This window comes from Streptococcus sp. HMSC076H09 (assembly GCF_001811765.1).
Classification (GTDB): Bacteria; Bacillota; Bacilli; order Lactobacillales; family Streptococcaceae; genus Streptococcus; species Streptococcus agalactiae.
Genome location: NZ_KV806589.1, coordinates 1 through 25,814, shown reverse-complemented (window position 1 = coordinate 25,814; position 25,814 = coordinate 1). Strand labels below are relative to the sequence as shown.

Annotated in this window: 37 protein-coding genes; all 37 read left to right on the top strand. The window is 37.9% G+C overall.

Going from position 1 to position 25,814, the window contains the following annotated elements; all coding sequences use genetic code 11:
* The first annotated feature begins 44 nt into the window (after positions 1 to 44).
* The 37 genes from ruvB to rplQ all read left to right on the top strand — a co-directional run bounded on the left by ruvB (position 45) and on the right by rplQ (position 25,472).
* Positions 45 to 1,043 (top strand): Holliday junction branch migration DNA helicase RuvB, encoded by a 999-nt coding sequence (ruvB, locus tag HMPREF2818_RS00970; protein WP_000196633.1) that lies wholly within the window; start codon positions 45 to 47, stop codon positions 1,041 to 1,043.
* A 151-nt stretch (positions 1,044 to 1,194) separates the two neighbouring features.
* Positions 1,195 to 1,632 (top strand): low molecular weight protein-tyrosine-phosphatase, encoded by a 438-nt coding sequence (locus tag HMPREF2818_RS00965; RefSeq protein ID WP_000754817.1) that lies wholly within the window; start codon positions 1,195 to 1,197, stop codon positions 1,630 to 1,632.
* Between the two features lie 6 nt (positions 1,633 to 1,638).
* Complete coding sequence (locus tag HMPREF2818_RS00960) at positions 1,639 to 2,019, top strand: MORN repeat-containing protein (protein ID WP_000787702.1); 381 nt, start codon at positions 1,639 to 1,641, stop codon at positions 2,017 to 2,019.
* Positions 2,016 to 3,794, top strand: a complete 1,779-nt coding sequence (locus HMPREF2818_RS00955; protein WP_001220911.1) for an acyltransferase family protein — start codon at positions 2,016 to 2,018, stop codon at positions 3,792 to 3,794. Before HMPREF2818_RS00960 ends, HMPREF2818_RS00955 begins: the two co-directional genes overlap by 4 nt.
* A 268-nt stretch (positions 3,795 to 4,062) precedes the next feature.
* Positions 4,063 to 6,705, top strand: coding sequence for a bifunctional acetaldehyde-CoA/alcohol dehydrogenase (adhE, locus tag HMPREF2818_RS00950; protein ID WP_000137036.1), 2,643 nt, complete (start codon positions 4,063 to 4,065; stop codon positions 6,703 to 6,705).
* A gap of 179 nt (positions 6,706 to 6,884) precedes the next feature.
* Positions 6,885 to 7,901 (top strand): alcohol dehydrogenase AdhP, encoded by a 1,017-nt coding sequence (gene adhP / locus HMPREF2818_RS00945; protein ID WP_000649197.1) that lies wholly within the window; start codon positions 6,885 to 6,887, stop codon positions 7,899 to 7,901.
* A 120-nt stretch (positions 7,902 to 8,021) separates the two neighbouring features.
* Positions 8,022 to 9,512 carry a threonine synthase gene (thrC, locus tag HMPREF2818_RS00940; protein WP_001029130.1) on the top strand — a complete coding sequence of 497 codons (1,491 nt, stop codon included), beginning with the start codon at positions 8,022 to 8,024 and terminating at the stop codon, positions 9,510 to 9,512.
* Positions 9,513 to 9,616: 104 nt separating this feature from the next.
* Positions 9,617 to 10,897 carry an MATE family efflux transporter gene (locus HMPREF2818_RS00935; protein ID WP_001270716.1) on the top strand — a complete coding sequence of 427 codons (1,281 nt, stop codon included), beginning with the start codon at positions 9,617 to 9,619 and terminating at the stop codon, positions 10,895 to 10,897.
* 205 nt (positions 10,898 to 11,102) lie between these two features.
* Positions 11,103 to 11,411, top strand: coding sequence for a 30S ribosomal protein S10 (gene rpsJ / locus HMPREF2818_RS00930; protein ID WP_001284518.1), 309 nt, complete (start codon positions 11,103 to 11,105; stop codon positions 11,409 to 11,411).
* 136 nt (positions 11,412 to 11,547) lie between these two features.
* On the top strand, positions 11,548 to 12,174 hold the full coding sequence (gene rplC, locus HMPREF2818_RS00925; protein WP_000160206.1) for a 50S ribosomal protein L3: 627 nt from the start codon (positions 11,548 to 11,550) through the stop codon (positions 12,172 to 12,174).
* Between the two features lie 23 nt (positions 12,175 to 12,197).
* Positions 12,198 to 12,821 carry a 50S ribosomal protein L4 gene (gene rplD, locus HMPREF2818_RS00920; protein ID WP_000024418.1) on the top strand — a complete coding sequence of 208 codons (624 nt, stop codon included), beginning with the start codon at positions 12,198 to 12,200 and terminating at the stop codon, positions 12,819 to 12,821.
* Positions 12,821 to 13,117: a 50S ribosomal protein L23 gene (locus HMPREF2818_RS00915; protein ID WP_001055343.1), complete on the top strand. Its 297-nt coding sequence runs from the start codon at positions 12,821 to 12,823 to the stop codon at positions 13,115 to 13,117. Before rplD ends, HMPREF2818_RS00915 begins: the two co-directional genes overlap by 1 nt.
* 17 nt (positions 13,118 to 13,134) lie before the next feature.
* The gene (gene rplB, locus HMPREF2818_RS00910; RefSeq protein WP_000511737.1) at positions 13,135 to 13,968 is read left to right on the top strand and encodes a 50S ribosomal protein L2; all 834 of its coding nucleotides are present in this window, start codon (positions 13,135 to 13,137) and stop codon (positions 13,966 to 13,968) included.
* Between the two features lie 98 nt (positions 13,969 to 14,066).
* The gene (gene rpsS, locus HMPREF2818_RS00905) at positions 14,067 to 14,345 is read left to right on the top strand and encodes a 30S ribosomal protein S19 (protein WP_000533765.1); all 279 of its coding nucleotides are present in this window, start codon (positions 14,067 to 14,069) and stop codon (positions 14,343 to 14,345) included.
* Positions 14,346 to 14,360: 15 nt separating this feature from the next.
* Positions 14,361 to 14,705, top strand: a complete 345-nt coding sequence (gene rplV / locus HMPREF2818_RS00900; protein ID WP_000818141.1) for a 50S ribosomal protein L22 — start codon at positions 14,361 to 14,363, stop codon at positions 14,703 to 14,705.
* 12 nt (positions 14,706 to 14,717) lie between these two features.
* A complete protein-coding gene (gene rpsC / locus HMPREF2818_RS00895) occupies positions 14,718 to 15,371 on the top strand; it encodes a 30S ribosomal protein S3 (RefSeq protein ID WP_000529929.1) in 654 nt (217 codons plus the stop codon).
* A 3-nt stretch (positions 15,372 to 15,374) separates the two neighbouring features.
* Positions 15,375 to 15,788: a 50S ribosomal protein L16 gene (gene rplP, locus HMPREF2818_RS00890; protein WP_000960950.1), complete on the top strand. Its 414-nt coding sequence runs from the start codon at positions 15,375 to 15,377 to the stop codon at positions 15,786 to 15,788.
* A 9-nt stretch (positions 15,789 to 15,797) separates the two neighbouring features.
* Positions 15,798 to 16,004, top strand: coding sequence for a 50S ribosomal protein L29 (gene rpmC / locus HMPREF2818_RS00885; protein ID WP_000775731.1), 207 nt, complete (start codon positions 15,798 to 15,800; stop codon positions 16,002 to 16,004).
* A gap of 25 nt (positions 16,005 to 16,029) precedes the next feature.
* Positions 16,030 to 16,290 carry a 30S ribosomal protein S17 gene (gene rpsQ, locus HMPREF2818_RS00880; RefSeq protein WP_000440811.1) on the top strand — a complete coding sequence of 87 codons (261 nt, stop codon included), beginning with the start codon at positions 16,030 to 16,032 and terminating at the stop codon, positions 16,288 to 16,290.
* 24 nt (positions 16,291 to 16,314) lie between these two features.
* Entirely contained in the window at positions 16,315 to 16,683 is a 369-nt protein-coding gene (gene rplN / locus HMPREF2818_RS00875; RefSeq protein WP_000615920.1) for a 50S ribosomal protein L14, read from the top strand.
* Between the two features lie 79 nt (positions 16,684 to 16,762).
* Positions 16,763 to 17,068 (top strand): 50S ribosomal protein L24, encoded by a 306-nt coding sequence (gene rplX, locus HMPREF2818_RS00870; protein WP_000497687.1) that lies wholly within the window; start codon positions 16,763 to 16,765, stop codon positions 17,066 to 17,068.
* A 23-nt stretch (positions 17,069 to 17,091) separates the two neighbouring features.
* A complete protein-coding gene (gene rplE / locus HMPREF2818_RS00865) occupies positions 17,092 to 17,634 on the top strand; it encodes a 50S ribosomal protein L5 (RefSeq protein WP_000013545.1) in 543 nt (180 codons plus the stop codon).
* 17 nt (positions 17,635 to 17,651) lie between these two features.
* On the top strand, positions 17,652 to 17,837 hold the full coding sequence (locus HMPREF2818_RS00860) for a type Z 30S ribosomal protein S14 (protein ID WP_001085698.1): 186 nt from the start codon (positions 17,652 to 17,654) through the stop codon (positions 17,835 to 17,837).
* 154 nt (positions 17,838 to 17,991) lie between these two features.
* Positions 17,992 to 18,390 carry a 30S ribosomal protein S8 gene (rpsH, locus tag HMPREF2818_RS00855; RefSeq protein ID WP_000245501.1) on the top strand — a complete coding sequence of 133 codons (399 nt, stop codon included), beginning with the start codon at positions 17,992 to 17,994 and terminating at the stop codon, positions 18,388 to 18,390.
* 109 nt (positions 18,391 to 18,499) lie between these two features.
* Positions 18,500 to 19,036 (top strand): 50S ribosomal protein L6, encoded by a 537-nt coding sequence (gene rplF, locus HMPREF2818_RS00850; protein ID WP_000086620.1) that lies wholly within the window; start codon positions 18,500 to 18,502, stop codon positions 19,034 to 19,036.
* 100 nt (positions 19,037 to 19,136) lie between these two features.
* Positions 19,137 to 19,493: a 50S ribosomal protein L18 gene (gene rplR, locus HMPREF2818_RS00845; RefSeq protein ID WP_001865622.1), complete on the top strand. Its 357-nt coding sequence runs from the start codon at positions 19,137 to 19,139 to the stop codon at positions 19,491 to 19,493.
* An 18-nt stretch (positions 19,494 to 19,511) separates the two neighbouring features.
* Entirely contained in the window at positions 19,512 to 20,006 is a 495-nt protein-coding gene (gene rpsE / locus HMPREF2818_RS00840; protein ID WP_000874200.1) for a 30S ribosomal protein S5, read from the top strand.
* Positions 20,007 to 20,020: 14 nt separating this feature from the next.
* Entirely contained in the window at positions 20,021 to 20,200 is a 180-nt protein-coding gene (rpmD, locus tag HMPREF2818_RS00835; protein ID WP_000057245.1) for a 50S ribosomal protein L30, read from the top strand.
* 124 nt (positions 20,201 to 20,324) lie between these two features.
* Positions 20,325 to 20,765, top strand: coding sequence for a 50S ribosomal protein L15 (gene rplO / locus HMPREF2818_RS00830; RefSeq protein WP_000766093.1), 441 nt, complete (start codon positions 20,325 to 20,327; stop codon positions 20,763 to 20,765).
* Positions 20,766 to 20,785: 20 nt separating this feature from the next.
* Positions 20,786 to 22,090, top strand: coding sequence for a preprotein translocase subunit SecY (gene secY, locus HMPREF2818_RS00825; RefSeq protein ID WP_000478891.1), 1,305 nt, complete (start codon positions 20,786 to 20,788; stop codon positions 22,088 to 22,090).
* Positions 22,091 to 22,184: 94 nt separating this feature from the next.
* Positions 22,185 to 22,823, top strand: a complete 639-nt coding sequence (locus HMPREF2818_RS00820; RefSeq protein WP_001050420.1) for an adenylate kinase — start codon at positions 22,185 to 22,187, stop codon at positions 22,821 to 22,823.
* Positions 22,824 to 22,938: 115 nt separating this feature from the next.
* Positions 22,939 to 23,157, top strand: coding sequence for a translation initiation factor IF-1 (gene infA, locus HMPREF2818_RS00815; RefSeq protein ID WP_001040189.1), 219 nt, complete (start codon positions 22,939 to 22,941; stop codon positions 23,155 to 23,157).
* A gap of 25 nt (positions 23,158 to 23,182) precedes the next feature.
* Positions 23,183 to 23,299 (top strand): 50S ribosomal protein L36, encoded by a 117-nt coding sequence (gene rpmJ, locus HMPREF2818_RS09655; protein WP_000868345.1) that lies wholly within the window; start codon positions 23,183 to 23,185, stop codon positions 23,297 to 23,299.
* Positions 23,300 to 23,316: 17 nt separating this feature from the next.
* On the top strand, positions 23,317 to 23,682 hold the full coding sequence (gene rpsM / locus HMPREF2818_RS00810) for a 30S ribosomal protein S13 (protein ID WP_000090785.1): 366 nt from the start codon (positions 23,317 to 23,319) through the stop codon (positions 23,680 to 23,682).
* A gap of 17 nt (positions 23,683 to 23,699) precedes the next feature.
* The gene (gene rpsK, locus HMPREF2818_RS00805) at positions 23,700 to 24,083 is read left to right on the top strand and encodes a 30S ribosomal protein S11 (RefSeq protein ID WP_001118387.1); all 384 of its coding nucleotides are present in this window, start codon (positions 23,700 to 23,702) and stop codon (positions 24,081 to 24,083) included.
* Between the two features lie 49 nt (positions 24,084 to 24,132).
* Positions 24,133 to 25,071, top strand: a complete 939-nt coding sequence (locus tag HMPREF2818_RS00800; RefSeq protein WP_000568977.1) for a DNA-directed RNA polymerase subunit alpha — start codon at positions 24,133 to 24,135, stop codon at positions 25,069 to 25,071.
* 14 nt (positions 25,072 to 25,085) lie between these two features.
* The gene (gene rplQ, locus HMPREF2818_RS00795; RefSeq protein WP_000331497.1) at positions 25,086 to 25,472 is read left to right on the top strand and encodes a 50S ribosomal protein L17; all 387 of its coding nucleotides are present in this window, start codon (positions 25,086 to 25,088) and stop codon (positions 25,470 to 25,472) included.
* The last annotated feature ends 342 nt before the right edge of the window (positions 25,473 to 25,814 follow it).

The following is a 25,814-nucleotide window of genomic DNA, read 5'->3' as shown; positions in this document are numbered from 1 at the left end:
AACTTAGTTCTTAACTTTTCCTATACAAATGTTATAATAATATCATGACAAGATTTTTAGATAGTGATGCAATGGGTGACGAAGAATTGGTAGAACGTACACTTCGTCCGCAGTATTTAAGAGAGTATATTGGACAAGATAAGGTTAAAGATCAGCTAAAAATATTTATTGAAGCTGCTAAATTGCGTGATGAGTCATTGGATCATGTGTTATTATTTGGCCCTCCTGGTTTAGGGAAAACAACCATGGCATTTGTAATTGCTAATGAGTTGGGTGTCAATCTCAAACAAACATCAGGTCCCGCAATTGAAAAATCAGGGGATTTAGTAGCCATTTTAAATGATTTAGAACCAGGTGATGTTCTTTTTATTGATGAAATTCATCGTATGCCGATGGCGGTTGAAGAGGTGCTCTATAGTGCAATGGAAGACTTTTATATTGACATTATGATTGGTGCAGGAGAAACTAGTAGAAGTGTTCATCTAGATTTGCCGCCCTTTACCTTAATTGGTGCAACGACACGTGCAGGTATGTTATCTAATCCCTTACGTGCTCGCTTTGGTATTACAGGGCATATGGAGTATTATGAAGAAAATGATCTGACAGAAATTATTGAGCGTACAGCAGACATTTTTGAAATGAAAATTACTTATGAAGCTGCTTCTGAATTAGCGCGTCGCAGTCGTGGAACGCCACGTATCGCTAACCGTTTATTGAAACGTGTTCGAGATTATGCTCAAATCATGGGAGATGGTTTGATAGATGACAATATTACAGATAAAGCATTAACGATGTTAGATGTTGATCACGAGGGGCTTGATTACGTCGATCAAAAAATCTTAAGAACCATGATTGAAATGTATAATGGAGGTCCTGTTGGTTTAGGAACTCTATCCGTTAATATTGCTGAAGAACGAGATACTGTTGAAGACATGTACGAACCTTATTTAATTCAAAAAGGTTTTATTATGCGTACCCGTACCGGTCGTGTAGCTACGGATAAGGCATATGAACATTTAGGTTATCAGCGATTTGATAAATAAAACATAAGTCATTTTAAGGCTAGGGTATCTAGTCTTAATTTTTTAATTTTCATGCAATGTTAAGTATTAGATATGTTGTAGTTATTCTTTGAGCAGTTAAACGTATTATAAGTACCTTTTTTCTGTTATAATAGACCAAAAGGAGTTTGCTATGAAGAAAGTCTGTTTTGTTTGTCTTGGAAATATCTGCCGTAGCCCGATGGCTGAGTTTGTTATGGCGAATTTAGATAAGGAGGATAGCCTCTCGGTTGAGAGTCGTGCGACTTCAACATGGGAGCATGGAAATCCTATACATAGGGGAACGCAAGCGATTTTGCAGCGTTATCAAATTCCTTACATTAACGATAAAGGGTCACAACCTATTTCTAAAGACGATTTAGCATATTTTGATTATATCATCGGTATGGATGAGCAAAATGTCAAGGATTTAAAAGCTCTATCACAAGGAACCTACGATGATAAGATTAGCCTTTTTTGTGATGGTGGTGTTCCTGATCCATGGTATACTGGTGATTTTGAGGAAACCTATCGTCTAGTCAATGATGGCTGTAAACAGTGGTTAACGCTAATAAATAATAGTAGAGATTAAGTAGAAATGAAGAATTTTAAAATAACACGAACTCATCTAGAAATATTATCTTTGATAATTATTGTTGTTTTTGGTTTATCAGTATTTACCTTAACGACTTCTAGTCAAGGAGTCCTTAGCTATGATGGCGGCAAGATAAAATATGTGGGCTCTATTGTTAATCACCATATGACTGGTAAAGGTAAATTAACCTATGAGAATGGGGATTACTATAAGGGCGATTTTGTAAATGGGGTCTTTGAAGGGAAAGGAACATTTGTTTCAGTTCATGGCTGGTCCTATACAGGTGACTTTAAAAAAGGTCAACCTGATGGACAAGGTCGCCTCAATGCTAAAAATAAGAAAGTCTATAAGGGGACATTTAAACAGGGGATTTATCAAAAATGAGAATAAAATGGTTTTCTTTGGTACGTATAACAGGACTACTACTTGTTTTACTTTACCATTTCTTTAAGAATAGTTTTCCAGGAGGATTTGTTGGCGTTGACATCTTCTTTACATTTTCTGGTTTTCTGATTACGGCCTTATTGATTGATGAATTTTCTAAAACGAAAAAAATTGATTTTGTTAGTTTTTGTCGTAGACGTTTTTACCGTATTTTCCCACCATTAGTATTGATGGTTTTGGTGACAATACCTTTTGTATTTCTGGTTAAAAGTGATTTTAGAGCAAGTATTGGCTCTCAAATTATGACTGCTTTAGGTTTTACCAGCAACTTTTACGAAATCTTGACTGGTGGTAACTACGAAAGTCAATTTATCCCTCACTTATTTGTGCATACCTGGAGTCTTTCTATTGAAGTCCATTTTTATGTTTTATGGGGCTTAACGGTATGGCTCTTATCGAAAAGATCAAAAGATCAAAAGCAATTGAGGGGGACTTTGTTCCTTATTTCCATGGGAGTTTTTGGAGTCAGCTTCCTTACCATGTTTGTTAGAGCCTTTTTCGTTGATAATTTTTCAACGATATATTTCTCTACATTATCACATATATTTCCGTTCTTTTTAGGAGCGATGGTGGCTACAATATCTGGTATTCGAGAGATTACCGGACGATTCAAGAAAAATATCAAAAATCTGACTTTGAAGCATAATTTAATCATGATGGGTAGTGCTTTTGCTGGTCTAATGATTTTAACTTTTGCACTTGATTTTGATAATCGGCTAACATATCTTTTTGGTTTTGTTTTGTCTAGCATTTTTGCTAGTGTAATGATTTACAATGCACGTATTTTACACGAGCATACACCAGATATTTCAGAACCTTTCGTGATTACTTATCTTGCTGATATCAGTTACGGTATGTACCTTTTTCATTGGCCATTTTATATTATTTTTAGTCGTTTATCCCCAAACTGGATAGCTGTTATTTTGACAGTAGTATTATCAGCAGTCTTCTCAACATTATCGTTTTATATCATTGAACCTTTTATTTTAGGTAGAAAACCTAAATTCCTTGATTATGAATTTGACTTGTTGCCTTACAAAAAGTGGTTATTTAGTATCGGAGGGGTACTAACTCTTATTACTGTAGTGACAATGTTGACAGCTCCAAGTATAGGAAGTTTTGAGACAGAATTATTGCAGAATTCGTTACAACAAGCTAGAACAAATACTAACCGAACACATACACTAGCCGCAGGGGATGCAGGTGCTCTTAGTGATGTGACGGTAATCGGAGATTCAGTTGCCTTAAGGTCAAGTGCTGCTTTTAATAAATTGTTACCAGAAGTACAATTAGATGCTGCGGTGAGTCGTAATTTTAGTAAATCATTTGATATTTTTGAAAACCGTATTCAAAATAAAGCCTTGTCCAAAATTGTTGTTTTGGCAGTTGGTGTGAATTCATTAGATAACTACAAGACAGACTTGAGCCAATTTATTAAATCTTTGCCTAAGGGACACCGTTTGATTATAGTAACGCCTTATAATGCTAAAAATATGAGTCAAGTTACGACAGTGCGTGATTATGAACTCTCGCTAATGAAAAAATATAATTACATAACGGTTGCTGACTGGTATAAGGTTGCGACAGAACATCCAGAAATCTGGGGAAATACAGATGGTGTGCATTATAGTGATAGCGATACTACAGGGGCTGATTTATATGTTAGTAACGTCAAAAAAGCTATTCAAAAATCAGCTCAACGAGCTGCAAAATAAACAAGTCCGAGTCATGTACTCGGCTTTTTTGTGAAAACGAATAATAGATACCTCCGTTTATGGTGATACAAATGAAATCGATTGGCTTTAATCTGAAAATTAGTAATGAAAAAACAAGTTCAATTAAAGCGCTTTCAAGAAATGTTTCCGAAAGATTGGAAAAAAGTTCACAAAAAAGTTGTGAAACTATTTACAAAGTTTTTAAATATGCTATAATAATCTCGTAAACAAATTTGTGAAACATTTAACAAATCAAAAGGAGTCTCAAATGACTGAAAAAACTAAAGCGGTAGAAACTACAGATGTTGCTCTTGCAATTGATACATTGGTTCAAAACGGTTTAAAAGCACTTGATGAGATGCGTCAACTTAATCAAGAACAAGTTGATTATATTGTAGCTAAAGCTTCTGTTGCAGCCTTGGATGCCCATGGAGAACTTGCTCTTCATGCAGTAGAAGAAACTGGTCGTGGTGTCTTTGAAGATAAAGCGACAAAAAATTTATTTGCATGTGAACACGTCGTTAACAACATGCGTCATACAAAGACAGTGGGAGTTATTGAAGAAGACGATGTCACAGGCTTGACATTAATTGCTGAACCAGTGGGAGTTGTCTGTGGTATTACGCCAACAACCAACCCGACTTCAACTGCTATTTTCAAGTCATTAATCTCTCTTAAAACACGTAATCCAATTATTTTTGCCTTCCACCCATCAGCACAAGAATCATCAGCACATGCAGCACGTATTGTTCGTGATGCTGCTATTGCTGCTGGAGCTCCTGAAAATTGTGTCCAATGGATTGAACAACCATCGATTGATGCAACTAATGCTTTGATGAACCATGATGGTATTGCCACTATCCTTGCGACAGGTGGTAATGCGATGGTTAAAGCTGCCTACTCATGTGGGAAACCTGCCCTTGGTGTAGGTGCTGGGAATGTTCCAGCTTATGTTGAAAAATCAGCTAATATCCGACAAGCCGCTCACGATATTGTTATGTCTAAATCATTTGATAACGGTATGGTATGTGCATCAGAACAGGCTGTTATTATTGATAAAGAAATTTATAAAGAATTTGTTGAAGAATTTAAATCTTATCATACTTATTTCGTTAATAAGAAAGAAAAAGCTCTTCTTGAAGAATTCTGTTTTGGTGCAAAAGCAAATAGCAAAAACTGTGCTGGTGCAAAATTAAATCCAAATATTGTTGGAAAATCAGCAGTTTGGATTGCTGAACAAGCTGGATTTACTGTTCCAGAAGGAACAAATATTCTTGCCGCAGAATGTACTGAAGTTAGTGAAAAAGAACCTTTGACACGTGAAAAACTATCACCTGTTATTGCCGTATTGAAAGCTGAATCTACAGAAGATGGTGTTGAAAAAGCTCGTCAAATGGTTGAGTTTAATGGTCTAGGACACTCAGCTGCTATTCATACAAAAGATGCAGACTTAGCTCGTGAATTTGGAACTAGAATTCGTGCTATCCGTGTTATTTGGAATTCTCCTTCTACTTTTGGTGGTATTGGGGATGTTTACAATGCTTTCTTGCCATCATTGACTCTTGGTTGTGGTTCGTATGGACGTAACTCAGTTGGTGATAACGTTAGTGCTATAAATCTCTTGAATATCAAAAAAGTAGGAAGACGTAGAAATAATATGCAATGGTTTAAAGTCCCTTCAAAAACATACTTCGAACGTGATTCTATTCAATATTTGCAAAAATGTCGCGATGTTGAACGTGTCATGATTGTTACAGATCACGCCATGGTTGAGCTTGGTTTCTTGGATCGTATCATTGAACAACTTGATCTTCGTCGCAATAAAGTTGTTTATCAGATTTTTGCTGAAGTAGAACCAGATCCAGACATTACAACAGTAATGAAAGGAACAGATTTGATGCGTACCTTCAAACCAGACACTATTATTGCATTAGGTGGTGGTTCTCCTATGGATGCTGCGAAAGTTATGTGGCTCTTCTATGAACAACCAGAAGTTGATTTCCATGACCTCGTTCAAAAATTCATGGATATCCGTAAACGTGCGTTCAAATTCCCAGAACTTGGTAAGAAAACAAAATTTGTTGCTATTCCAACAACTTCTGGAACAGGTTCTGAAGTGACACCATTTGCCGTTATCTCTGACAAAGCAAATAATCGTAAATATCCAATCGCTGATTATTCATTAACACCAACTGTAGCTATCGTTGATCCGGCCCTTGTTATGACTGTTCCTGGTTTTATTGCGGCTGATACGGGTATGGATGTATTGACACATGCAACAGAGGCTTATGTTTCACAGATGGCAAATGATTATACAGACGGACTTGCCCTTCAAGCAATTAAAATTGTGTTTGACTACTTAGAACGCTCAGTAAAAGATGCTGATTTTGAAGCACGTGAAAAGATGCACAATGCGTCAACTATGGCAGGTATGGCTTTCGCCAATGCATTCTTAGGTATTTCTCACTCAATGGCGCATAAAATTGGCGCACAATTCCATACCGTACACGGACGTACAAATGCAATTCTTTTGCCGTATGTTATCCGCTATAATGGAACTCGTCCAGCTAAAACAGCAACATGGCCTAAGTACAATTACTATCGTGCTGATGAAAAATATCAAGATATCGCTAAATTACTCGGCTTACCAGCAGCAACACCAGAAGAAGCTGTCGAATCATATGCAAAAGCTGTGTATGACCTTGGAACACGTTTAGGTATTAAGATGAATTTCCGCGACCAAGGCATTGATGAAAAAGAATGGAAAGAAAAATCTCGTGAACTAGCTTTCTTAGCATATGAAGATCAATGTTCACCAGCAAATCCACGCCTTCCGATGGTAGATCACATGCAAGAAATCATCGAAGATGCTTATTATGGTTATGAGGAACGTCCAGGACGTCGTAAGTAACAGCAGTCTAAGAATCTCACTCTATTGAGTGGGATTTTTAGTTTCAAAAAGATTAACCAGTTAAGAATATTTTTCAAAAAATTTTCTGAAAATCACTTGACATAGTTTGTGAAGAATAATACAATATAAAATGTAAACGATTACAAAATAAGATATATTTATTTCTAGGAGGTTTTATCATGAAAGCGGTTGTTGTTAATCAAGCTAGTACAGGTGTTGAAGTTGTTGAGCATGATCTTCCAAAAGTTGGTCATGGTGAAGCACTTGTAAAAGTAGAATACTGTGGTGTGTGCCATACTGATTTACACGTTGCACATGGAGATTTCGGCCAGGTACCAGGACGCATTTTGGGTCACGAAGGCATTGGTATAGTAGAAGAAATTGGAGAAGGCGTAACGTCTTTGAGGGTTGGTGATCGTGTCTCTATTGCATGGTTCTTTGAAGGGTGCGGTCATTGCGAATACTGTACTACAGGACGTGAGACGCTTTGTCGTAGTGTTAAAAATGCTGGATACAGTGTTGATGGTGGTATGAGTGAATACGCTGTCGTTACCGCGGACTATGCGGTTAAGGTTCCTGAGGGATTAGATCCAGCTCAAGCATCATCAATCACTTGTGCTGGAGTAACAACATACAAGGCTATCAAAGAAGCTGGAGCTGCTCCTGGTCAGTGGATTGCAGTGTATGGTGCAGGTGGTCTTGGAAACTTAGCAGTCCAATATGCAAAAAAGGTATTCAATGCTCATGTTGTAGCTGTTGATATTAACGCAGATAAACTTCAATTAGCTAAAGAGGTTGGAGCAGATTTGACAGTTAATGGCAAAGAAATAAAAGATGTTGCGGCCTATATTCAAGAAAAGACAGGCGGTTGTCATGGAGTGGTTGTGACTGCTGTTTCTAAAGTTGCGTTTAATCAGGCGATTGACAGCGTTCGTGCTGGAGGTACAGTGGTAGCTGTTGGTCTTCCATCAGAATATATGGAATTGAGTATTGTAAAAACAGTACTTGATGGGATTCGTGTGGTTGGTTCCTTAGTTGGAACTCGTAAAGATTTAGAAGAAGCCTTCGCATTTGGAGCAGAAGGTTTGGTAGTACCAGTGGTTGAAAAAGTGCCTGTGGATACAGCTCCTCAAGTATTCGATGAAATGGAAAGAGGATTGATTCAAGGACGTAAAGTTCTCGACTTTACAAAGTGATAATGATATTACGCCCCCCCTTTATTTTAATAAAGGGGGGTTAATTATATAACGAACAATGGACATGTTATTAAATTGTGTTACAATAACTAAAAGATATTTATATAAAGAGGGATTCTTATGGCAATAGTATATCAATCAACACGTGATGCTAGTAATAAAGTGACAGCTAGTCAAGCGATTCTAAAGGGATTAGCTGACGATGGAGGACTCTTTACCCCCATCACTTTTCCAAAAGTTGATTTAGATTTCACTAAACTTAAGGATGCTTCCTACCAAGAAGTGGCTAAACTCGTTTTGTCAGCTTTTTTTGATGATTTTACTGAACAAGAATTGGATTACTGTATTAGTCAAGCTTATGATACTAAATTTGATACAACTGAAATAGCCCCAATAGTAAAGATTGGAGACCGGTATCACCTTGAATTATTTCACGGTCCTACAATTGCATTTAAAGATATGGCTTTATCCATTCTTCCTTATTTGCTAACAACAGCAGCCAAAAAACAAGGGGTTGATGATAAAATCGTTATTTTAACAGCAACATCAGGTGACACTGGTAAGGCAGCGATGGCAGGTTTTGCAGATGTTCCAGGAACTGAGATTATTGTCTTTTATCCTAAAAATGGTGTTAGTTATATCCAAGAATTGCAGATGATAACACAAGCCGGACAAAATACCCATGTTGTTGCGATTGAAGGAAATTTTGATGATGCACAGACTTCAGTTAAAGAAATGTTCAATAATTCCCTTCTTCGATCAAAATTATCACAGCAGCATATGCAGTTATCATCAGCCAATTCAATGAACATGGGTCGCCTTGTTCCTCAAATTGTTTACTATATATATGCATATGCTCAATTAGTTAAGTCAAAGGAAATCTCAATTGGTCAACCAATTAATTTTAGTGTACCTACAGGAAATTTTGGTAATATTTTAGCAGCATATTATGCTAGTCAAATTGGATTACCTGTTACCAAACTCATTTGTGCCTCAAATGATAATAACGTTCTAACAGATTTTTTTAAGACACAAACCTACGATAAAAATCGAGAATTTAAAGTGACATCAAGTCCCTCTATGGATATTTTGGTCTCCTCTAATCTAGAACGATTAATCTTTCACCTTTTAGGCGATGATGCAGAAACGACTAAAAAATTAATGGAAGATTTAGTGACTACTGGGGAGTATGCCTTAGAGGCTAGGCAAGCAAATATTTTAGAGAGCTTTGTAGCGGGATTTGCGACAGAACAATTTGTTGAATTAGACATCAAACGTTTATTTGACCAGTATCAGTATATAGAGGATCCGCATACAGCTGTAGCATCAGCTGTTTATCAAGCTTATCAGACAGAAACTAAAGATCAAACTCCAACAGTAATTGTGTCAACAGCAAGTCCTTATAAGTTCCCGAGTGTTGTTACAAAGGCTATTACAAATAAAGAAGAGATACAGGATTTCGCTGCTATTTCAATCTTAAACGATTTGTCAGGTGTTTCTTTACCTAAGGCGGTTACAGATTTACAAAAGGCCGAAGTAATCCATAGAACGGTAGTACCTACCTCAAATATGCGAGAAACGGTTGAAGAGTGTCTAGGTTTGAAACAATAATAAAAATACGATTGTTTTAAAATATTTAGAGCGAGAAAGAAACATTTTAGAAATTTTCCCATCACTCTCTTTTTAATGATCCTGGGTAATAGAAAGGAGATACTGTGCGTTATAGTAAAGAGATTATTCAGTTAGCTATACCAGCTATGATTGAAAATATCTTACAAATGCTCATGGGAGTAGTTGATAATTATCTAGTGGCTCAGTTAGGTGTTGTAGCAGTATCAGGTGTTTCAGTTGCTAATAATATAATTACTGTTTATCAAGCTATTTTTATAGCTTTAGGGGCGAGTATAGCAAGTCTATTGGCCAAGTCGTTAGCAGGTAGTGAGAAGGATGATGCAATTTCAGTATGTTCTCAAGCCATTTTTCTAACATTACTGATAGGGGCAGTATTAGGAATTATCTCGATTGTTTTTGGACAAACTTTCTTTAAACTTTTAGGGACAACAAAAAGTGTCGCACAAGTTGGTGGTTTATATTTAGCAATTGTGGGTGGAGGTGTTGTTACTTTAGGAATGTTAACCACCCTAGGCTCATTTTTACGTGTGCAAGGGCAACCTCGTTTACCAATGTATGTCAGTATTTTTGTCAATTTCCTCAATGCAGTCTTATCAGGTTTTGCTATTTTTGAGTGGCGCTATGGTTTGGTCGGAGTGGCAGTATCAACTCTTATCGCAAGATTAATTGGTATTTGTATCCTTGCGAAGTATCTTCCTATTAAAAAGATAATAAAAAGAATGACTTGGAAAATCAGTGCACAAATTTGGAATCTTGCCTTACCATCAGCAGGAGAACGTCTGATGATGCGAGCTGGAGATGTTGTTATAGTTGCTATTGTTGTTCAGTTAGGTACAAATGTTGTAGCGGGAAATGCTATTGGAGAAACCTTGACACAATTTAATTATATGCCAGGGCTTGGCATCGCAACTGCTACAATTATCCTAACTGCAAAATATGTAGGACAAAAAAATAGAGAATCTATAGAAGAAACTATTCAAAGTTCGTATTATATTGGCTTAGTTCTAATGATCCTTATATCAAGTTTTATGCTTCTTGCAGGCAAACCATTGACACAGTTATTTACAAATAATCCTTCTGCCATTAAAGGAAGTTTGATTGTTATTTTGCTATCTTTCGTAGGAGTACCTGCTACTATTGGGACCTTGGTTTATACAGCAGCTTGGCAAGGATTAGGAAATGCTAAACTCCCATTTTACACAACGACTATAGGCATGTGGTTAATCAGAGTAGTTCTTGGTTATTTATTAGGAATAGTTTTTGAATTAGGTTTGCTTGGGGTTTGGATGGCTACGATAGCAGATAATATCTTTAGGTGGCTGTTTTTGAAAGTTCACTATCATCGATATATTCAAAAAATGTAACCAGAAATGGTTGCATTTTTTTCGAAAATAAAAAAATAATGCTTGCGTGTGCTGTTTTTTTTTGATATCATATACTGGTGCTGTGTATGAACAGCTTTAGCTATGATGCAAGAGGTTGCGACACGCTAGGTTGCATTGCTACGCAACTCGTGTTGGTTTTCTTGAGGAGCTAGCCTATTATCGTAAATAGACGAGAGGAGAAAAGATGGCAAACAAAAAAATCCGTATCCGTTTGAAGGCGTACGAACACCGTACACTTGATACAGCGGCAGAAAAAATCGTTGAAACTGCAACACGTACAGGTGCTACAGTTGCTGGACCAGTTCCGCTTCCAACTGAACGCAGTCTTTACACAATTATTCGTGCGACTCACAAATATAAAGATTCTCGCGAACAGTTTGAAATGCGTACACACAAACGTTTGGTAGACATCATCAACCCAACACAAAAAACTGTTGATGCTTTGATGAAACTTGATCTTCCAAGTGGTGTCAACGTAGAAATCAAACTTTAATTTGATTTCTGAGCACAAAAAACGCTCGTAAAAAACTTTTTTGAGCACAAAAAACGCTCGTAAAAAACTTTTTTGAGCACAAAAAACGCTCATAAAAAACTTTTTGAAATAAAATAAGAAAAGGAAATATTTTCTCATGACAAAAGGAATCTTAGGGAAAAAAGTGGGAATGACTCAAATCTTCACTGAATCAGGCGAATTCATCCCTGTTACTGTCATTGAAGCAACTCCAAACGTTGTGCTTCAAGTTAAAACTGTTGAAACAAACGGTTACGAAGCAGTTCAGGTTGGTTTTGATGACAAACGTGAAGTATTGAGTAACAAACCTGCCAAAGGCCATGTTGCAAAAGCAAACACAGCTCCTAAGCGCTTCATTCGTGAATTCAAAAACATTGAAGGCTTAGAAGTTGGTGCAGAATTATCTGTAGAACAATTTGAAGCTGGTGATGTTGTTGACGTCACAGGGACATCAAAAGGTAAAGGTTTCCAAGGTGTTATCAAACGCCATGGTCAATCACGTGGTCCTATGGCTCACGGTTCTCGTTACCATCGCCGTCCAGGTTCTATGGGACCTGTTGCGCCTAACCGCGTTTTCAAAAACAAACGCTTGGCAGGACGTATGGGTGGTAACCGTGTAACAGTTCAAAACCTTGAAATTGTACAAGTTATCCCAGAGAAAAACGTTGTCCTCATCAAAGGTAACGTACCAGGTGCTAAGAAATCTCTTATCACTATCAAATCAGCAGTTAAAGCTGCTAAATAATAAGAAAGGAGAAAACAGTTAAAATGGCAAACGTTAAACTATTTGACCAAACTGGTAAAGAAGTTAGCTCAGTTGAGCTTAACGAAGCTATCTTCGGTATTGAACCAAACGAATCAGTTGTTTTTGATGTTGTAATCAGCCAACGCGCTAGCCTTCGCCAAGGAACTCACGCGGTTAAAAACCGTTCAGCAGTATCTGGTGGTGGACGTAAACCATGGCGTCAAAAAGGAACTGGACGCGCTCGTCAAGGTTCTATCCGCTCACCACAATGGCGTGGTGGTGGTGTTGTCTTTGGACCAACTCCACGTTCATACGGCTACAAACTTCCACAAAAAGTTCGTCGCCTTGCGTTGAAATCAGTTTATTCAGCAAAAGTTGCTGAAGATAAATTTGTAGCTGTAGAAAACCTTTCATTTGCAGCTCCAAAAACTGCTGAATTTGCGTCAGTTCTTTCAGCACTTAGCATTGATTCAAAAGTACTTGTAATCCTTGAAGAAGGTAACGAATTTGCTGCACTTTCAGCGCGTAACCTTCCAAACGTTACAGTTGCTACTGCAACTACTGCAAGTGTTCTTGATATCGTTAACGCAGACAAACTTCTTGTTACTAAAGAAGCAATCTCTACAATCGAGGGGGTTCTTGCATAATGAATTTGTATGACGTAATCAAAAAACCTGTTATCACTGAGAAATCAATGGTTGCTCTTGAAGCAGGGAAATATACATTTGAAGTTGACACACGTGCACACAAACTTTTGATCAAACAAGCTGTTGAAGCTGCATTTGACGGAGTAAAAGTTGCAAGTGTAAACACTGTGACAGTTAAACCAAAAGCAAAACGTGTTGGTCGTTACACAGGTTTCACTTCAAAAACTAAAAAAGCTATCATCACTCTTACAGCTGATTCAAAAGCAATCGAGTTGTTTGCTGCTGAAGCTGAATAATCTAAGGAGGAAATAACGTGGGTATTAAAGTTTATAAACCAACGACAAATGGCCGTCGTAATATGACTTCTTTGGATTTTGCAGAAATCACTACAAACACTCCTGAGAAATCATTGCTTGTTTCACTAAAGAATAAAGCAGGACGTAACAACAACGGACGTATTACTGTTCGTCACCAAGGTGGTGGACACAAACGTCATTACCGTTTGATTGACTTCAAACGTAATAAAGATGGTGTTGAAGCAGTTGTTAAAACAATTGAATACGATCCAAATCGTACTGCAAATATTGCTCTTGTACACTATACTGATGGTGTTAAAGCTTACATTCTTGCGCCTAAAGGCCTTGAAGTAGGTCAACGCATTATTTCTGGTCCAGAAGCAGATATCAAAGTTGGTAACGCACTTCCACTTGCTAACATTCCAGTCGGTACAGTTATCCATAATATTGAATTGCAACCAGGTAAAGGTGCTGAATTGATTCGTGCCGCGGGTGCTTCTGCTCAAGTACTTGGTCAAGAAGGTAAATATGTTCTTGTTCGCCTTCAATCAGGTGAAGTACGTATGATCCTTGGTACTTGCCGTGCAACAATTGGTACTGTTGGTAATGAACAACAATCACTTGTTAACATTGGTAAAGCAGGACGTAATCGTTGGAAAGGTGTTCGCCCTACAGTTCGTGGTTCTGTAATGAACCCTAATGATCACCCACACGGTGGTGGTGAAGGTAAAGCACCAGTTGGTCGTAAAGCACCATCTACTCCATGGGGTAAACCTGCACTTGGACTTAAAACTCGTAATAAGAAAGCTAAATCAGACAAACTTATTGTTCGTCGTCGTAACCAAAAATAATAGGTTAATAGCATAATCTTATACAAATCCGCCAGCTCGGTAGTACACTATAGTGTACAGGCCGTTGTGGTACATTATTTAAAGGAGAAAACTACAAAATGGGACGTAGTCTTAAAAAAGGACCTTTCGTCGACGAGCATTTAATGAAAAAAGTTGAAGCTCAAGCAAATGACGAAAAGAAAAAAGTAATCAAAACTTGGTCACGTCGTTCAACGATTTTCCCAAGTTTCATCGGATACACAATCGCAGTTTATGATGGACGTAAACATGTTCCTGTTTATATCCAAGAGGACATGGTAGGTCACAAACTTGGTGAATTTGCACCAACACGTACTTACAAAGGTCACGCAGCTGACGACAAGAAAACACGTCGTTAATAGGAGGAGGACACAATGGCAGAAATTACTTCAGCTAAAGCAATGGCTCGTACAGTGCGTGTTTCACCTCGTAAAACACGTTTAGTACTTGATCTTATCCGTGGTAAGAATGTTGCTGACGCAATCGCAATCTTAAAATTCACTCCAAACAAAGCAGCTCGTGTTATTGAGAAAACTCTTAACTCAGCAATTGCAAATGCAGAGAACAACTTTGGTTTGGAAAAAGCAAACTTGGTAGTATCTGAAACATTCGCTAACGAAGGACCAACAATGAAACGTTTCCGTCCACGTGCGAAAGGTTCAGCTTCACCAATCAACAAACGTACAACTCACGTAACTGTAGTTGTATCAGAAAAATAAGGAGGTAAAATCGTGGGTCAAAAAGTACATCCAATTGGTATGCGTGTCGGAATCATCCGTGACTGGGATGCGAAATGGTATGCTGAAAAAGAATACGCGGATTACCTTCATGAAGATCTTGCAATCCGTAAATTCATTAATAAAGAATTAGCTGACGCATCAGTTTCAACTATTGAAATTGAACGTGCAGTAAACAAAGTTATTGTTTCACTTCACACTGCTAAACCAGGTATGGTTATCGGTAAAGGTGGAGCAAATGTTGACGCTCTTCGTGGTCAACTTAACAAATTAACTGGAAAACAAGTACACATCAACATCATTGAAATCAAACAACCTGATTTAGATGCTCACCTTGTTGGTGAAAATATTGCTCGTCAATTAGAGCAACGTGTTGCTTTCCGTCGTGCTCAAAAACAAGCAATCCAACGTACAATGCGTGCAGGAGCTAAAGGTATTAAAACTCAAGTTTCTGGTCGTTTGAACGGTGCTGATATCGCTCGTGCTGAAGGTTATTCAGAAGGAACTGTTCCACTTCACACGCTTCGTGCTGATATCGACTATGCTTGGGAAGAAGCTGACACAACTTATGGTAAACTTGGCGTTAAAGTTTGGATTTACCGTGGAGAAGTTCTTCCAGCTCGTAAAAACACTAAAGGAGGCAAATAACAAATGTTAGTACCTAAACGTGTTAAACACCGTCGCGAATTCCGTGGAAAAATGCGCGGTGAGGCTAAAGGTGGTAAAGAAGTTTCATTCGGTGAATACGGACTTCAAGCTACAACTAGCCACTGGATTACAAACCGTCAAATCGAAGCTGCCCGTATTGCGATGACTCGTTACATGAAACGTGGTGGTAAAGTTTGGATTAAAATCTTCCCACACAAATCATACACTGCAAAAGCTATCGGTGTACGTATGGGTTCTGGTAAAGGGGCACCTGAAGGTTGGGTAGCACCAGTTAAACGTGGTAAAGTGATGTTTGAAATTGCTGGTGTTTCTGAAGAAGTTGCACGTGAAGCATTACGTCTTGCTAGCCACAAATTACCAGTTAAATGCAAATTCGTAAAACGTGAAGCAGAATAAGGAGAAGACATGAAACTTCAAGAAATTAAAGATTTTGTTAAAGAGCTTCGTGGATTGTCTCAAGAAGAACTTGCTAAGAAAGAAAACGAACTCAAAAAAGAATTGTTTGATCTTCGTTTCCAAGCTGCAGCAGGTCAACTTGAAAAGACTGCTCGCCTTGACGAAGTTAAGAAACAAATTGCACGTGTTAAAACTGTGCAATCAGAAATGAAATAATAGATTGGGAAAGGAGAAATTCTAAATGGAACGTAATCAACGTAAAACTCTTTACGGACGCGTAGTGTCTGACAAGATGGACAAAACAATCACAGTTGTAGTTGAAACTAAACGTAACCACCCAGTCTATGGTAAACGTATCAACTATTCTAAAAAATATAAAGCACATGATGAAAACAACGTTGCTAAAGAAGGCGATATCGTTCGTATCATGGAAACTCGCCCACTTTCAGCTACAAAACGTTTCCGTCTTGTGGAAGTAGTGGAAAAAGCTGTTATTATCTAATCAAACTAAAAGGAGAAAATTGAAATGATTCAACAAGAAACTCGCTTGAAAGTTGCTGATAATAGCGGTGCTCGTGAGATCTTGACTATCAAAGTACTTGGTGGTTCAGGACGTAAATTCGCTAACATCGGTGACGTAATCGTTGCTTCTGTAAAACAAGCTACTCCTGGTGGAGCAGTTAAAAAAGGTGATGTGGTTAAAGCTGTTATCGTTCGTACAAAAACTGGTGCACGCCGCCCAGACGGTTCATACATCAAATTTGACGACAATGCTGCTGTAATCATCCGTGACGATAAAACTCCTCGCGGAACTCGTATCTTTGGCCCAGTTGCACGTGAATTGCGTGAAGGTGGCTACATGAAGATCGTTTCATTGGCACCAGAAGTACTTTAATCTCAGATTAACAAACGTAGTCCCCTAGGATTTCCTAGGGTGCCTTTCGAGGCGTAAGAAAAATAGGAGAAAAACTCAAATGTTTGTAAAAAAAGGCGACAAAGTTCGCGTTATTGCTGGTAAGGACAAAGGCACTGAAGCTGTAGTTCTTAAAGCTCTTCCAAAAGTAAACAAAGTTGTTGTTGAAGGCGTAGCCCTCATCAAGAAACATCAAAAACCAAATAACGAAAACCCTCAAGGCGCTATCGTTGAAAAAGAAGCTCCAATCCATGTGTCAAACGTTCAAGTTCTTGATAAAAATGGTGTAGCAGGACGTGTTGGTTACAAAGTTGTTGACGGCAAAAAAGTTCGTTACAACAAAAAATCAGGCGAAGTGCTTGATTAATCACGAAGGAAAGGAGAAGCATAATGGCAAATCGCTTAAAAGAAAAATATACTAATGAAGTTGTTCCTGCGTTGACAGAAAAATTTAACTATTCATCTGTTATGGCTGTGCCAAAAGTTGAGAAAATCGTTCTTAACATGGGTGTTGGTGATGCTGTATCAAACGCTAAAAATCTTGAGAAAGCTGCTGCTGAGTTAGCACTTATTTCAGGTCAAAAACCACTTATTACTAAAGCTAAGAAATCAATCGCTGGCTTCCGTCTTCGTGAAGGTGTAGCGATCGGTGCAAAAGTTACCCTCCGTGGTGAACGTATGTACGAATTCTTGGATAAATTAGTTTCTGTTTCACTTCCACGTGTACGTGACTTCCATGGTGTTCCAACGAAATCATTTGATGGACGTGGAAACTACACTCTTGGAGTTAAAGAACAATTGATCTTCCCAGAAATCAACTTTGATGACGTTGATAAAGTACGTGGTCTTGATATCGTTATCGTTACTACTGCTAACACTGATGAAGAGTCACGTGAATTGCTAAAAGGCCTTGGAATGCCTTTTGCAAAGTAATCTAGGAGGTAAATAAATTGGCTAAAAAATCTATGATTGCTAAGAACAAACGCCCAGCGAAGTTCTCTACGCAAGCTTACACTCGTTGTGAAAAATGCGGACGTCCACACTCAGTTTACCGCAAATTCCAACTTTGCCGTGTTTGCTTCCGTGACTTGGCTTATAAAGGTCAAGTACCAGGCGTAACTAAAGCATCTTGGTAATAAATTAATGATGCTTTGTGTTTAAAAGGTGTCATTGATAATGGCACTGATTTTTAAACGCAAATATACTAAGACCTAGTCTTATAACGTCCGTAAGGACTCATTAATTAGCAAGTGATTAAATTCAAACTGCTAATAAGAGGAGAATTAAAAAATGGTTATGACTGACCCAATTGCAGACTTTTTAACTCGTATTCGTAATGCTAACCAAGCAAAACATGAAGTGTTAGAAGTACCTGCATCAAACATTAAAAAAGGGATTGCTGATATCCTTAAACGTGAAGGTTTTGTAAAAAACGTTGAAGTTATTGAAGATGACAAACAAGGCATCATCCGTGTGTTCCTTAAATATGGACAAAATGGTGAACGTGTTATCACTAACTTGAAACGTATTTCAAAACCAGGTCTTCGTGTTTATACTAAACATGAAGATATGCCTAAAGTTCTTAACGGACTTGGTATTGCAATTGTATCAACTTCTGAAGGTCTTTTGACTGACAAAGAAGCTCGCCAAAAAAATGTTGGTGGAGAAGTACTTGCATATATTTGGTAAAATTTTACCTAAAATGCTCATTGAGTCACAGTATAATCCTGTGGTCTCATGAGTCCCCGTGAAAACTAGTTGCTCAAGCAGCTTGACAATTTAACAGGAGAAAATAAACATGTCACGTATTGGTAATAAAGTAATTACATTGCCTGCAGGTGTTGAAATCATTAACAAGGATAATGTTGTTACTGTAAAAGGACCTAAAGGCGAACTCACTCGTGAGTTTAATAAAAATATTGGAATCACTGTTGAAGGGACTGAAGTAACAGTTACTCGTCCTAACGACTCAAAAGAAATGAAAACAATTCATGGTACAACTCGTGCGAACTTGAACAACATGGTTGTTGGTGTTTCTGAAGGTTTCAAAAAAGCTCTTGAAATGCGCGGTGTTGGTTACCGTGCACAACTTCAAGGATCAAAACTTGTTCTTTCTGTTGGTAAGTCTCACCAAGACGAAGTTGAAGCTCCAGAAGGCGTTACTTTTGAAGTGCCAACTCCAACAACAATCAACGTAATCGGTATCAACAAAGAAAGCGTTGGACAAACTGCTGCTTACGTTCGTAGCTTACGTTCACCAGAACCATATAAAGGTAAAGGTATTCGTTACGTTGGTGAATTCGTACGCCGTAAAGAAGGTAAAACAGGTAAATAATAGGATTGATAGTTTTTGTAGAATCTTTTCTGCAAATTCTCTATCCTTTCATTTTAATATTGTCATTTTGACATAACAATATATTTAAGAGGTGAAAATTGTGATTTCGAAACCAGATAAAAATAAAATCCGCCAAAAACGCCACCGTCGCGTTCGCGGTAAACTCTCTGGAACTGCTGATCGCCCACGTTTGAACATTTTCCGTTCTAATACAGGCATCTACGCTCAAGTAATTGATGACGTAGCGGGTGTAACGCTCGCAAGTGCATCAACTCTTGATAAAGAAGTTTCTAACGGAACAAAAACAGAACAAGCCGTTGTTGTCGGTAAACTTGTTGCTGAACGCGCAGTAGCTAAAGGTATTTCTGAAGTGGTGTTTGACCGCGGTGGATATCTCTATCACGGACGTGTAAAAGCTTTGGCTGACTCAGCTCGTGAAAACGGATTGAAATTCTAATAGGGAGGACACTTAATAATGGCATTTAAAGATAATGCAGTAGAACTTGAAGAGCGCGTTGTTGCGATTAACCGCGTTACAAAAGTTGTTAAAGGTGGACGTCGTCTACGTTTTGCAGCTCTTGTAGTTGTTGGTGACCGTAATGGTCGTGTTGGTTTCGGTACAGGTAAAGCTCAAGAAGTACCAGAAGCTATTCGCAAAGCTGTTGAAGCTGCTAAGAAAAACATGGTTGAAGTTCCTATGGTCGGTACAACAATTCCTCACGAAGTTCGTTCAGAATTTGGTGGAGCGAAAGTATTGTTGAAACCAGCTGTTGAGGGTGCTGGAGTTGCCGCTGGTGGTGCTGTTCGTGCCGTCATCGAATTAGCAGGTGTTGCAGATATTACATCTAAATCACTTGGTTCAAACACTCCAATCAACATTGTTCGCGCAACTGTTGAGGGCTTGAAACAATTAAAACGTGCAGAAGAAGTTGCTGCTTTACGTGGCATTTCTGTTTCTGACTTAGCATAAGAAAGGGGATTATAATGGCTCAAATTAAAATTACTTTGACTAAGTCTCCAATCGGTCGCAAACCAGAACAACGTAAAACAGTTGTTGCCCTTGGACTTGGTAAATTAAATTCTTCAGTTGTTAAGGAAGATAATGCTGCCATCCGTGGTATGGTTAACGCTATCTCTCACTTAGTAACTGTTGAAGAAGCTTAATTAAATGCTAAATCGCACTGATTGTTATTGGTGCGATTTAAACAAATCGTATAGGCGAGTCTTTGCGGGGAGTACCTTTCCCCTCGTAAAGGCGTTAGCATTTTACAAATAAGGAGAAAAAATAATGAAACTTCATGAATTAAAACCTGCAGAAGGATCACGTAAAGTCCGCAATCGTGTGGGTCGCGGTACATCTTCAGGTAATGGTAAAACTTCTGGACGTGGTCAAAAAGGACAAAAAGCGCGTAGTGGTGGTGGAGTACGCCTTGGTTTTGAAGGTGGACAAACTCCATTGTTCCGCCGTATGCCAAAACGTGGGTTCTCAAACATCAATGCAAAAGAATATGCTCTTGTGAACCTTGACCAATTAAATGTCTTTGAAGATGGTACTGAAGTAACTCCAGTTGTTCTTAAAGAAGCTGGAATCGTGCGTGCTGAAAAATCAGGCGTTAAAATTCTTGGTAATGGTGAATTAACTAAGAAATTGTCTGTTAAAGCAGCTAAGTTTTCTAAATCTGCTGAAGCAGCTATCACTGCTAAAGGTGGTTCAATCGAAGTCATCTAATTAATGAGAGGTAACTCATTATGTTTTTAAAATTACTTAGAGATGCACTCAAAGTAAAGATGGTAAGAAATAAAATTTTATTTACTATCTTTATCCTTCTTGTATTTCGTATCGGAACGCATATCACAGTACCGGGCATCAATGTTAAGAGTTTAGAACAAATGGGTGAACTTCCATTTCTAAATATGCTTAACTTAGTTAGTGGTAATGCAATGAGAAACTTTTCGGTATTCTCTATGGGAGTTAGCCCATACATTACTGCGTCTATTGTTGTTCAGCTACTTCAAATGGATATTCTTCCGAAGTTTGTTGAATGGGGAAAACAAGGAGAGGTAGGTCGTCGTAAGCTTAACCAAGCTACACGTTATATTTCTTTGTTCCTTGCATTCGTACAATCAATTGGTATTACTGCTGGTTTTAACACTCTATCAAGTGTTGCTTTAGTTAAAACTCCGAATGTACAAACATATTTGCTTATTGGTGCAATCCTTACAACAGGTAGTATGGTGGTTACTTGGCTAGGTGAACAAATTACTGATAAGGGATTCGGAAATGGAGTGTCTATGATTATCTTTGCGGGTATCATTTCTTCCATTCCAAGTGCAATTACAACTATCTACGAAGATTTCTTTGTAAATGTACGCTCTTCAGCAATTACAAATTCTTACATCTTTGTCGGGATTCTTATTGTAGCAGTATTAGCAATTGTATTTTTTACAACATTTATTCAACAAGCTGAATACAAAATTCCAATCCAATATACAAAACTTGTTCAAGGAGCTCCTACAAGTTCATATCTTCCTCTAAAAGTAAATCCAGCTGGTGTTATTCCCGTTATCTTTGCTAGCTCGATTACAACAATTCCAAGTACGATTATTCCTTTCTTTCAAAATGGCAAAGAAATTCCTTGGCTTACTAAACTCCAAGAATTACTTAATTATCAAACCCCAGTCGGTATGATTATCTATGCTATCTTGATTATTCTGTTCTCTTTCTTCTATACTTTTGTACAAGTAAACCCTGAAAAGACAGCAGAGAATCTTCAAAAAAATTCGTCCTACATTCCAAGTATTCGACCAGGACGAGAAACAGAAGAATATATGTCATCGCTATTGAAAAAATTAGCAACAATTGGTTCAGTATTTCTAGCATTTATTTCCTTGTTACCAATTATTGCTCAACAAGCGTTGCATTTGTCATCAAGTATTGCGTTAGGTGGGACAAGCTTACTCATTTTGATTGCAACGGGTATTGAAGGTATGAAACAACTCGAGGGCTATCTTTTGAAGAGACGCTATGTTGGATTCATGAATACAACAGAATAGAATATAGGTTGACTCTGTCAACCTTCTATTTTGTTTTTTAATAAGTCCGACATGCTGTGTTGGATTTATTTAAAAACAAAATAAGGAGACTATAATGAATCTTTTAATTATGGGTTTGCCTGGTGCTGGTAAAGGTACTCAAGCAGCTAAGATCGTTGAAGAATTTGGTGTTGCTCACATCTCAACAGGGGATATGTTCCGCGCCGCAATGGCTAATCAAACCGAAATGGGACGTTTAGCTAAAAGTTATATTGATAAAGGTGAATTGGTTCCTGATGAAGTAACAAACGGGATTGTAAAAGAGCGCTTAGCTGAGGATGATATCGCAGAAAAAGGTTTTTTACTTGATGGATATCCACGTACTATTGAACAAGCACACGCCTTAGATGCTACGCTTGAAGAACTAGGACTACGCTTAGATGGTGTTATTAATATTAAAGTGGATCCATCATGTCTTATAGAGCGTTTGAGTGGTCGTATTATCAATCGTAAAACTGGTGAAACTTTCCACAAAGTGTTCAACCCACCAGTAGATTATAAAGAAGAAGATTACTATCAACGTGAAGATGATAAGCCTGAAACTGTCAAACGTCGCTTGGACGTTAATATTGCTCAAGGAGAACCTATTCTTGAACACTATCGTAAGCTTGGTCTTGTTACAGATATTGAAGGTAATCAAGAAATAACAGAAGTTTTTGCAGATGTTGAAAAAGCGTTGCTAGAACTCAAATAAATTATGCTAATCTACTTGCATAAGTAGATTAGTAATGATATACTAAGTTAGTCTGACTTATAATTGTTACCTCTTTATAGAGGACATCAAATCGAAATTTAGGGGGTACTTTTGCGTGGCAAAAGAAGATGTGATTGAAATTGAAGGTAAAGTTGTTGAAACTATGCCTAACGCAATGTTTACTGTTGAGTTGGAAAATGGACACCAAATTTTGGCAACTGTATCAGGAAAAATCCGTAAAAACTACATCCGTATTTTGGTAGGTGATCGTGTTACTGTTGAAATGAGCCCATACGATTTAACACGTGGACGCATCACATACCGCTTTAAATAGTCGAAATAATTGGAGGGATTAAAACATGAAGGTAAGACCATCGGTTAAACCAATTTGCGAATACTGTAAAGTTATTCGTCGTAACGGTCGTGTTATGGTAATTTGTCCGACAAATCCAAAACACAAACAACGTCAAGGATAATATAGAAAGGAGATAAAATGGCTCGTATTGCTGGAGTTGATATTCCAAATGACAAACGTGTAGTAATTTCACTTACTTATGTATACGGAATTGGTCTTTCTACATCTAAAAAAATCTTAGCAGCTGCAGGTATTTCTGAAGATATCCGCGTTAAAGATTTGACACCAGATCAAGAGGACGCTATCCGTCGTGAAGTTGATGCAATCAAAGTTGAAGGTGACCTACGTCGTGAGGTAAACTTGAATATTAAACGTTTGATGGAAATCGGTTCATACCGTGGAATCCGTCACCGTCGTGGACTTCCTGTCCGTGGACAAAATACTAAAAATAACGCTCGCACTCGTAAAGGTAAAGCTGTTGCGATTGCAGGTAAGAAAAAATAAAATAGGAGGTAAAACAATTGGCTAAACCAACACGCAAACGTCGTGTGAAAAAGAACATCGAATCTGGTGTTGCTCATATTCACGCTACATTCAATAACACTATTGTTATGATTACAGATGTGCATGGTAACGCTCTTGCATGGTCATCAGCTGGTGCTCTTGGATTTAAAGGTTCTCGTAAATCTACTCCATTTGCTGCTCAAATGGCTGCTGAAGCTGCTGCTAAATCTGCACAAGAACACGGTCTTAAAACTGTTGAAGTTACTGTAAAAGGTCCTGGTTCAGGTCGTGAATCTGCTATCCGTGCCCTTGCTGCAGCTGGTCTTGAAGTAACTGCAATTCGTGATGTGACTCCTGTACCACATAATGGTGCTCGTCCTCCAAAACGTCGTCGTGTATAATCATAGCATTTTATAGTACACAACTTTTCGTTTAAGAGGGAGTAACTAAATGATTGAGTTTGAAAAACCAATAATAACAAAAATTGATGAAAATAAAGATTACGGCAGATTTGTCATCGAACCACTAGAACGTGGCTACGGTACAACTCTAGGAAACTCTCTTCGTCGTGTGCTTCTGTCTTCACTTCCAGGTGCAGCAGTCACATCAATCAAAATTGATGGAGTATTACACGAATTTGATACTATCCCAGGTGTACGTGAAGATGTGATGCAAATCATCCTTAATGTAAAAGGACTTGCTGTGAAATCTTACGTCGAAGACGAAAAGATTATCGAACTAGACGTTGAAGGTCCTGCAGAAATTACTGCCGGAGATATTTTAACAGATAGTGATATCGAAATTGTAAACCCTGACCATTATCTTTTCACAATTGCTGAAGGTCACAGTTTGAAAGCAACAATGACAGTTGCTAAAAACCGAGGTTATGTTCCAGCAGAAGGAAATAAAAAAGATGATGCACCAGTGGGAACATTGGCTGTAGATTCAATCTATACACCAGTGAAAAAAGTTAATTATCAAGTTGAACCTGCTCGTGTAGGTAGTAACGATGGCTTTGATAAATTAACTATTGAAATCATGACAAATGGCACAATCATTCCTGAGGATGCTCTTGGTCTTTCAGCTCGCGTCTTAATTGAACACTTAAACTTGTTTACTGATTTAACAGAGGTTGCTAAAGCAACTGAAGTAATGAAGGAAACAGAGAAAGTGAACGATGAGAAAGTGCTTGACCGCACAATTGAGGAACTTGATTTGTCAGTGCGCTCATATAACTGTTTAAAACGTGCTGGAATTAATACAGTATTTGATTTAACAGAAAAAACTGAGCCTGAAATGATGAAAGTCCGAAACTTAGGACGTAAGAGTCTTGAAGAAGTTAAAATTAAACTTGCCGATCTAGGTCTTGGATTAAAAAACGATAAATAAAATAGGAGGACATAATGGCTTACCGTAAACTAGGACGCACTAGCTCACAACGTAAGGCAATGCTTCGTGATTTGACAACCGATCTTCTTATCAACGAATCAATTGTAACTACTGAAGCACGTGCTAAAGAAATCCGTAAAACAGTTGAAAAAATGATTACTCTAGGTAAACGTGGTGATTTACATGCTCGTCGTCAAGCTGCTGCTTATGTACGTAATGAAATTGCATCAGAAAACTATGATGAAGCTTCTGATAAATATACATCAACAACAGCTCTTCAAAAACTTTTTGACGACATCGCACCTCGTTATGCTGAACGTAACGGAGGATACACTCGTATTCTTAAAACAGAACCACGCCGTGGCGATGCTGCCCCAATGGCAATTATTGAATTAGTATAATTTTTATCAATTTTGTTGAGTGTTATGATGATGGAATCAATCGATTCTTAGTCTAGCTCTGGTCTACCGCTGAGAATTATTCTCAGCGGGAACACTCATCATATATTGTTAAATAGGTAACGCTTGTTTACGAAATGCAAACAATTTTGTTTATATTTCGTAAGCAGGCGTTTTATGTATTATATTTATTGGATATTTTCGATGAGCAAAGAGTTTAATCGCTAGACTACATTTTTCAATAGTGGTTATATAATTTCTCTTAATTGAATATAGAGGAATAGTTATGTCTATACTAAATTTATAAAATACAAAAATAGTATTGACAGGAAGTAGAAATATTTA

What these genes read in the sequence shown, in the direction of transcription:
- ruvB (WP_000196633.1), top strand. Translation starts at nt 45, where the DNA reads ATGACAAGATTTTTAGATAGTGATGCAATGGGTGACGAAGAATTGGTA.
- HMPREF2818_RS00965 (WP_000754817.1), top strand. Translation starts at nt 1,195, where the DNA reads ATGAAGAAAGTCTGTTTTGTTTGTCTTGGAAATATCTGCCGTAGCCCG.
- HMPREF2818_RS00960 (WP_000787702.1), top strand. Translation starts at nt 1,639, where the DNA reads ATGAAGAATTTTAAAATAACACGAACTCATCTAGAAATATTATCTTTG.
- HMPREF2818_RS00955 (WP_001220911.1), top strand. Translation starts at nt 2,016, where the DNA reads ATGAGAATAAAATGGTTTTCTTTGGTACGTATAACAGGACTACTACTT.
- adhE (WP_000137036.1), top strand. Translation starts at nt 4,063, where the DNA reads ATGACTGAAAAAACTAAAGCGGTAGAAACTACAGATGTTGCTCTTGCA.
- adhP (WP_000649197.1), top strand. Translation starts at nt 6,885, where the DNA reads ATGAAAGCGGTTGTTGTTAATCAAGCTAGTACAGGTGTTGAAGTTGTT.
- thrC (WP_001029130.1), top strand. Translation starts at nt 8,022, where the DNA reads ATGGCAATAGTATATCAATCAACACGTGATGCTAGTAATAAAGTGACA.
- rpsJ (WP_001284518.1), top strand. Translation starts at nt 11,103, where the DNA reads ATGGCAAACAAAAAAATCCGTATCCGTTTGAAGGCGTACGAACACCGT.
- rplC (WP_000160206.1), top strand. Translation starts at nt 11,548, where the DNA reads ATGACAAAAGGAATCTTAGGGAAAAAAGTGGGAATGACTCAAATCTTC.
- rplD (WP_000024418.1), top strand. Translation starts at nt 12,198, where the DNA reads ATGGCAAACGTTAAACTATTTGACCAAACTGGTAAAGAAGTTAGCTCA.
- HMPREF2818_RS00915 (WP_001055343.1), top strand. Translation starts at nt 12,821, where the DNA reads ATGAATTTGTATGACGTAATCAAAAAACCTGTTATCACTGAGAAATCA.
- rpsS (WP_000533765.1), top strand. Translation starts at nt 14,067, where the DNA reads ATGGGACGTAGTCTTAAAAAAGGACCTTTCGTCGACGAGCATTTAATG.
- rplV (WP_000818141.1), top strand. Translation starts at nt 14,361, where the DNA reads ATGGCAGAAATTACTTCAGCTAAAGCAATGGCTCGTACAGTGCGTGTT.
- rplP (WP_000960950.1), top strand. Translation starts at nt 15,375, where the DNA reads ATGTTAGTACCTAAACGTGTTAAACACCGTCGCGAATTCCGTGGAAAA.
- rpmC (WP_000775731.1), top strand. Translation starts at nt 15,798, where the DNA reads ATGAAACTTCAAGAAATTAAAGATTTTGTTAAAGAGCTTCGTGGATTG.
- rpsQ (WP_000440811.1), top strand. Translation starts at nt 16,030, where the DNA reads ATGGAACGTAATCAACGTAAAACTCTTTACGGACGCGTAGTGTCTGAC.
- rplN (WP_000615920.1), top strand. Translation starts at nt 16,315, where the DNA reads ATGATTCAACAAGAAACTCGCTTGAAAGTTGCTGATAATAGCGGTGCT.
- rplX (WP_000497687.1), top strand. Translation starts at nt 16,763, where the DNA reads ATGTTTGTAAAAAAAGGCGACAAAGTTCGCGTTATTGCTGGTAAGGAC.
- rplE (WP_000013545.1), top strand. Translation starts at nt 17,092, where the DNA reads ATGGCAAATCGCTTAAAAGAAAAATATACTAATGAAGTTGTTCCTGCG.
- rpsH (WP_000245501.1), top strand. Translation starts at nt 17,992, where the DNA reads ATGGTTATGACTGACCCAATTGCAGACTTTTTAACTCGTATTCGTAAT.
- rplF (WP_000086620.1), top strand. Translation starts at nt 18,500, where the DNA reads ATGTCACGTATTGGTAATAAAGTAATTACATTGCCTGCAGGTGTTGAA.
- rpsE (WP_000874200.1), top strand. Translation starts at nt 19,512, where the DNA reads ATGGCATTTAAAGATAATGCAGTAGAACTTGAAGAGCGCGTTGTTGCG.
- rpmD (WP_000057245.1), top strand. Translation starts at nt 20,021, where the DNA reads ATGGCTCAAATTAAAATTACTTTGACTAAGTCTCCAATCGGTCGCAAA.
- rplO (WP_000766093.1), top strand. Translation starts at nt 20,325, where the DNA reads ATGAAACTTCATGAATTAAAACCTGCAGAAGGATCACGTAAAGTCCGC.
- secY (WP_000478891.1), top strand. Translation starts at nt 20,786, where the DNA reads ATGTTTTTAAAATTACTTAGAGATGCACTCAAAGTAAAGATGGTAAGA.
- HMPREF2818_RS00820 (WP_001050420.1), top strand. Translation starts at nt 22,185, where the DNA reads ATGAATCTTTTAATTATGGGTTTGCCTGGTGCTGGTAAAGGTACTCAA.
- rpmJ (WP_000868345.1), top strand. Translation starts at nt 23,183, where the DNA reads ATGAAGGTAAGACCATCGGTTAAACCAATTTGCGAATACTGTAAAGTT.
- rpsM (WP_000090785.1), top strand. Translation starts at nt 23,317, where the DNA reads ATGGCTCGTATTGCTGGAGTTGATATTCCAAATGACAAACGTGTAGTA.
- HMPREF2818_RS00800 (WP_000568977.1), top strand. Translation starts at nt 24,133, where the DNA reads ATGATTGAGTTTGAAAAACCAATAATAACAAAAATTGATGAAAATAAA.
- rplQ (WP_000331497.1), top strand. Translation starts at nt 25,086, where the DNA reads ATGGCTTACCGTAAACTAGGACGCACTAGCTCACAACGTAAGGCAATG.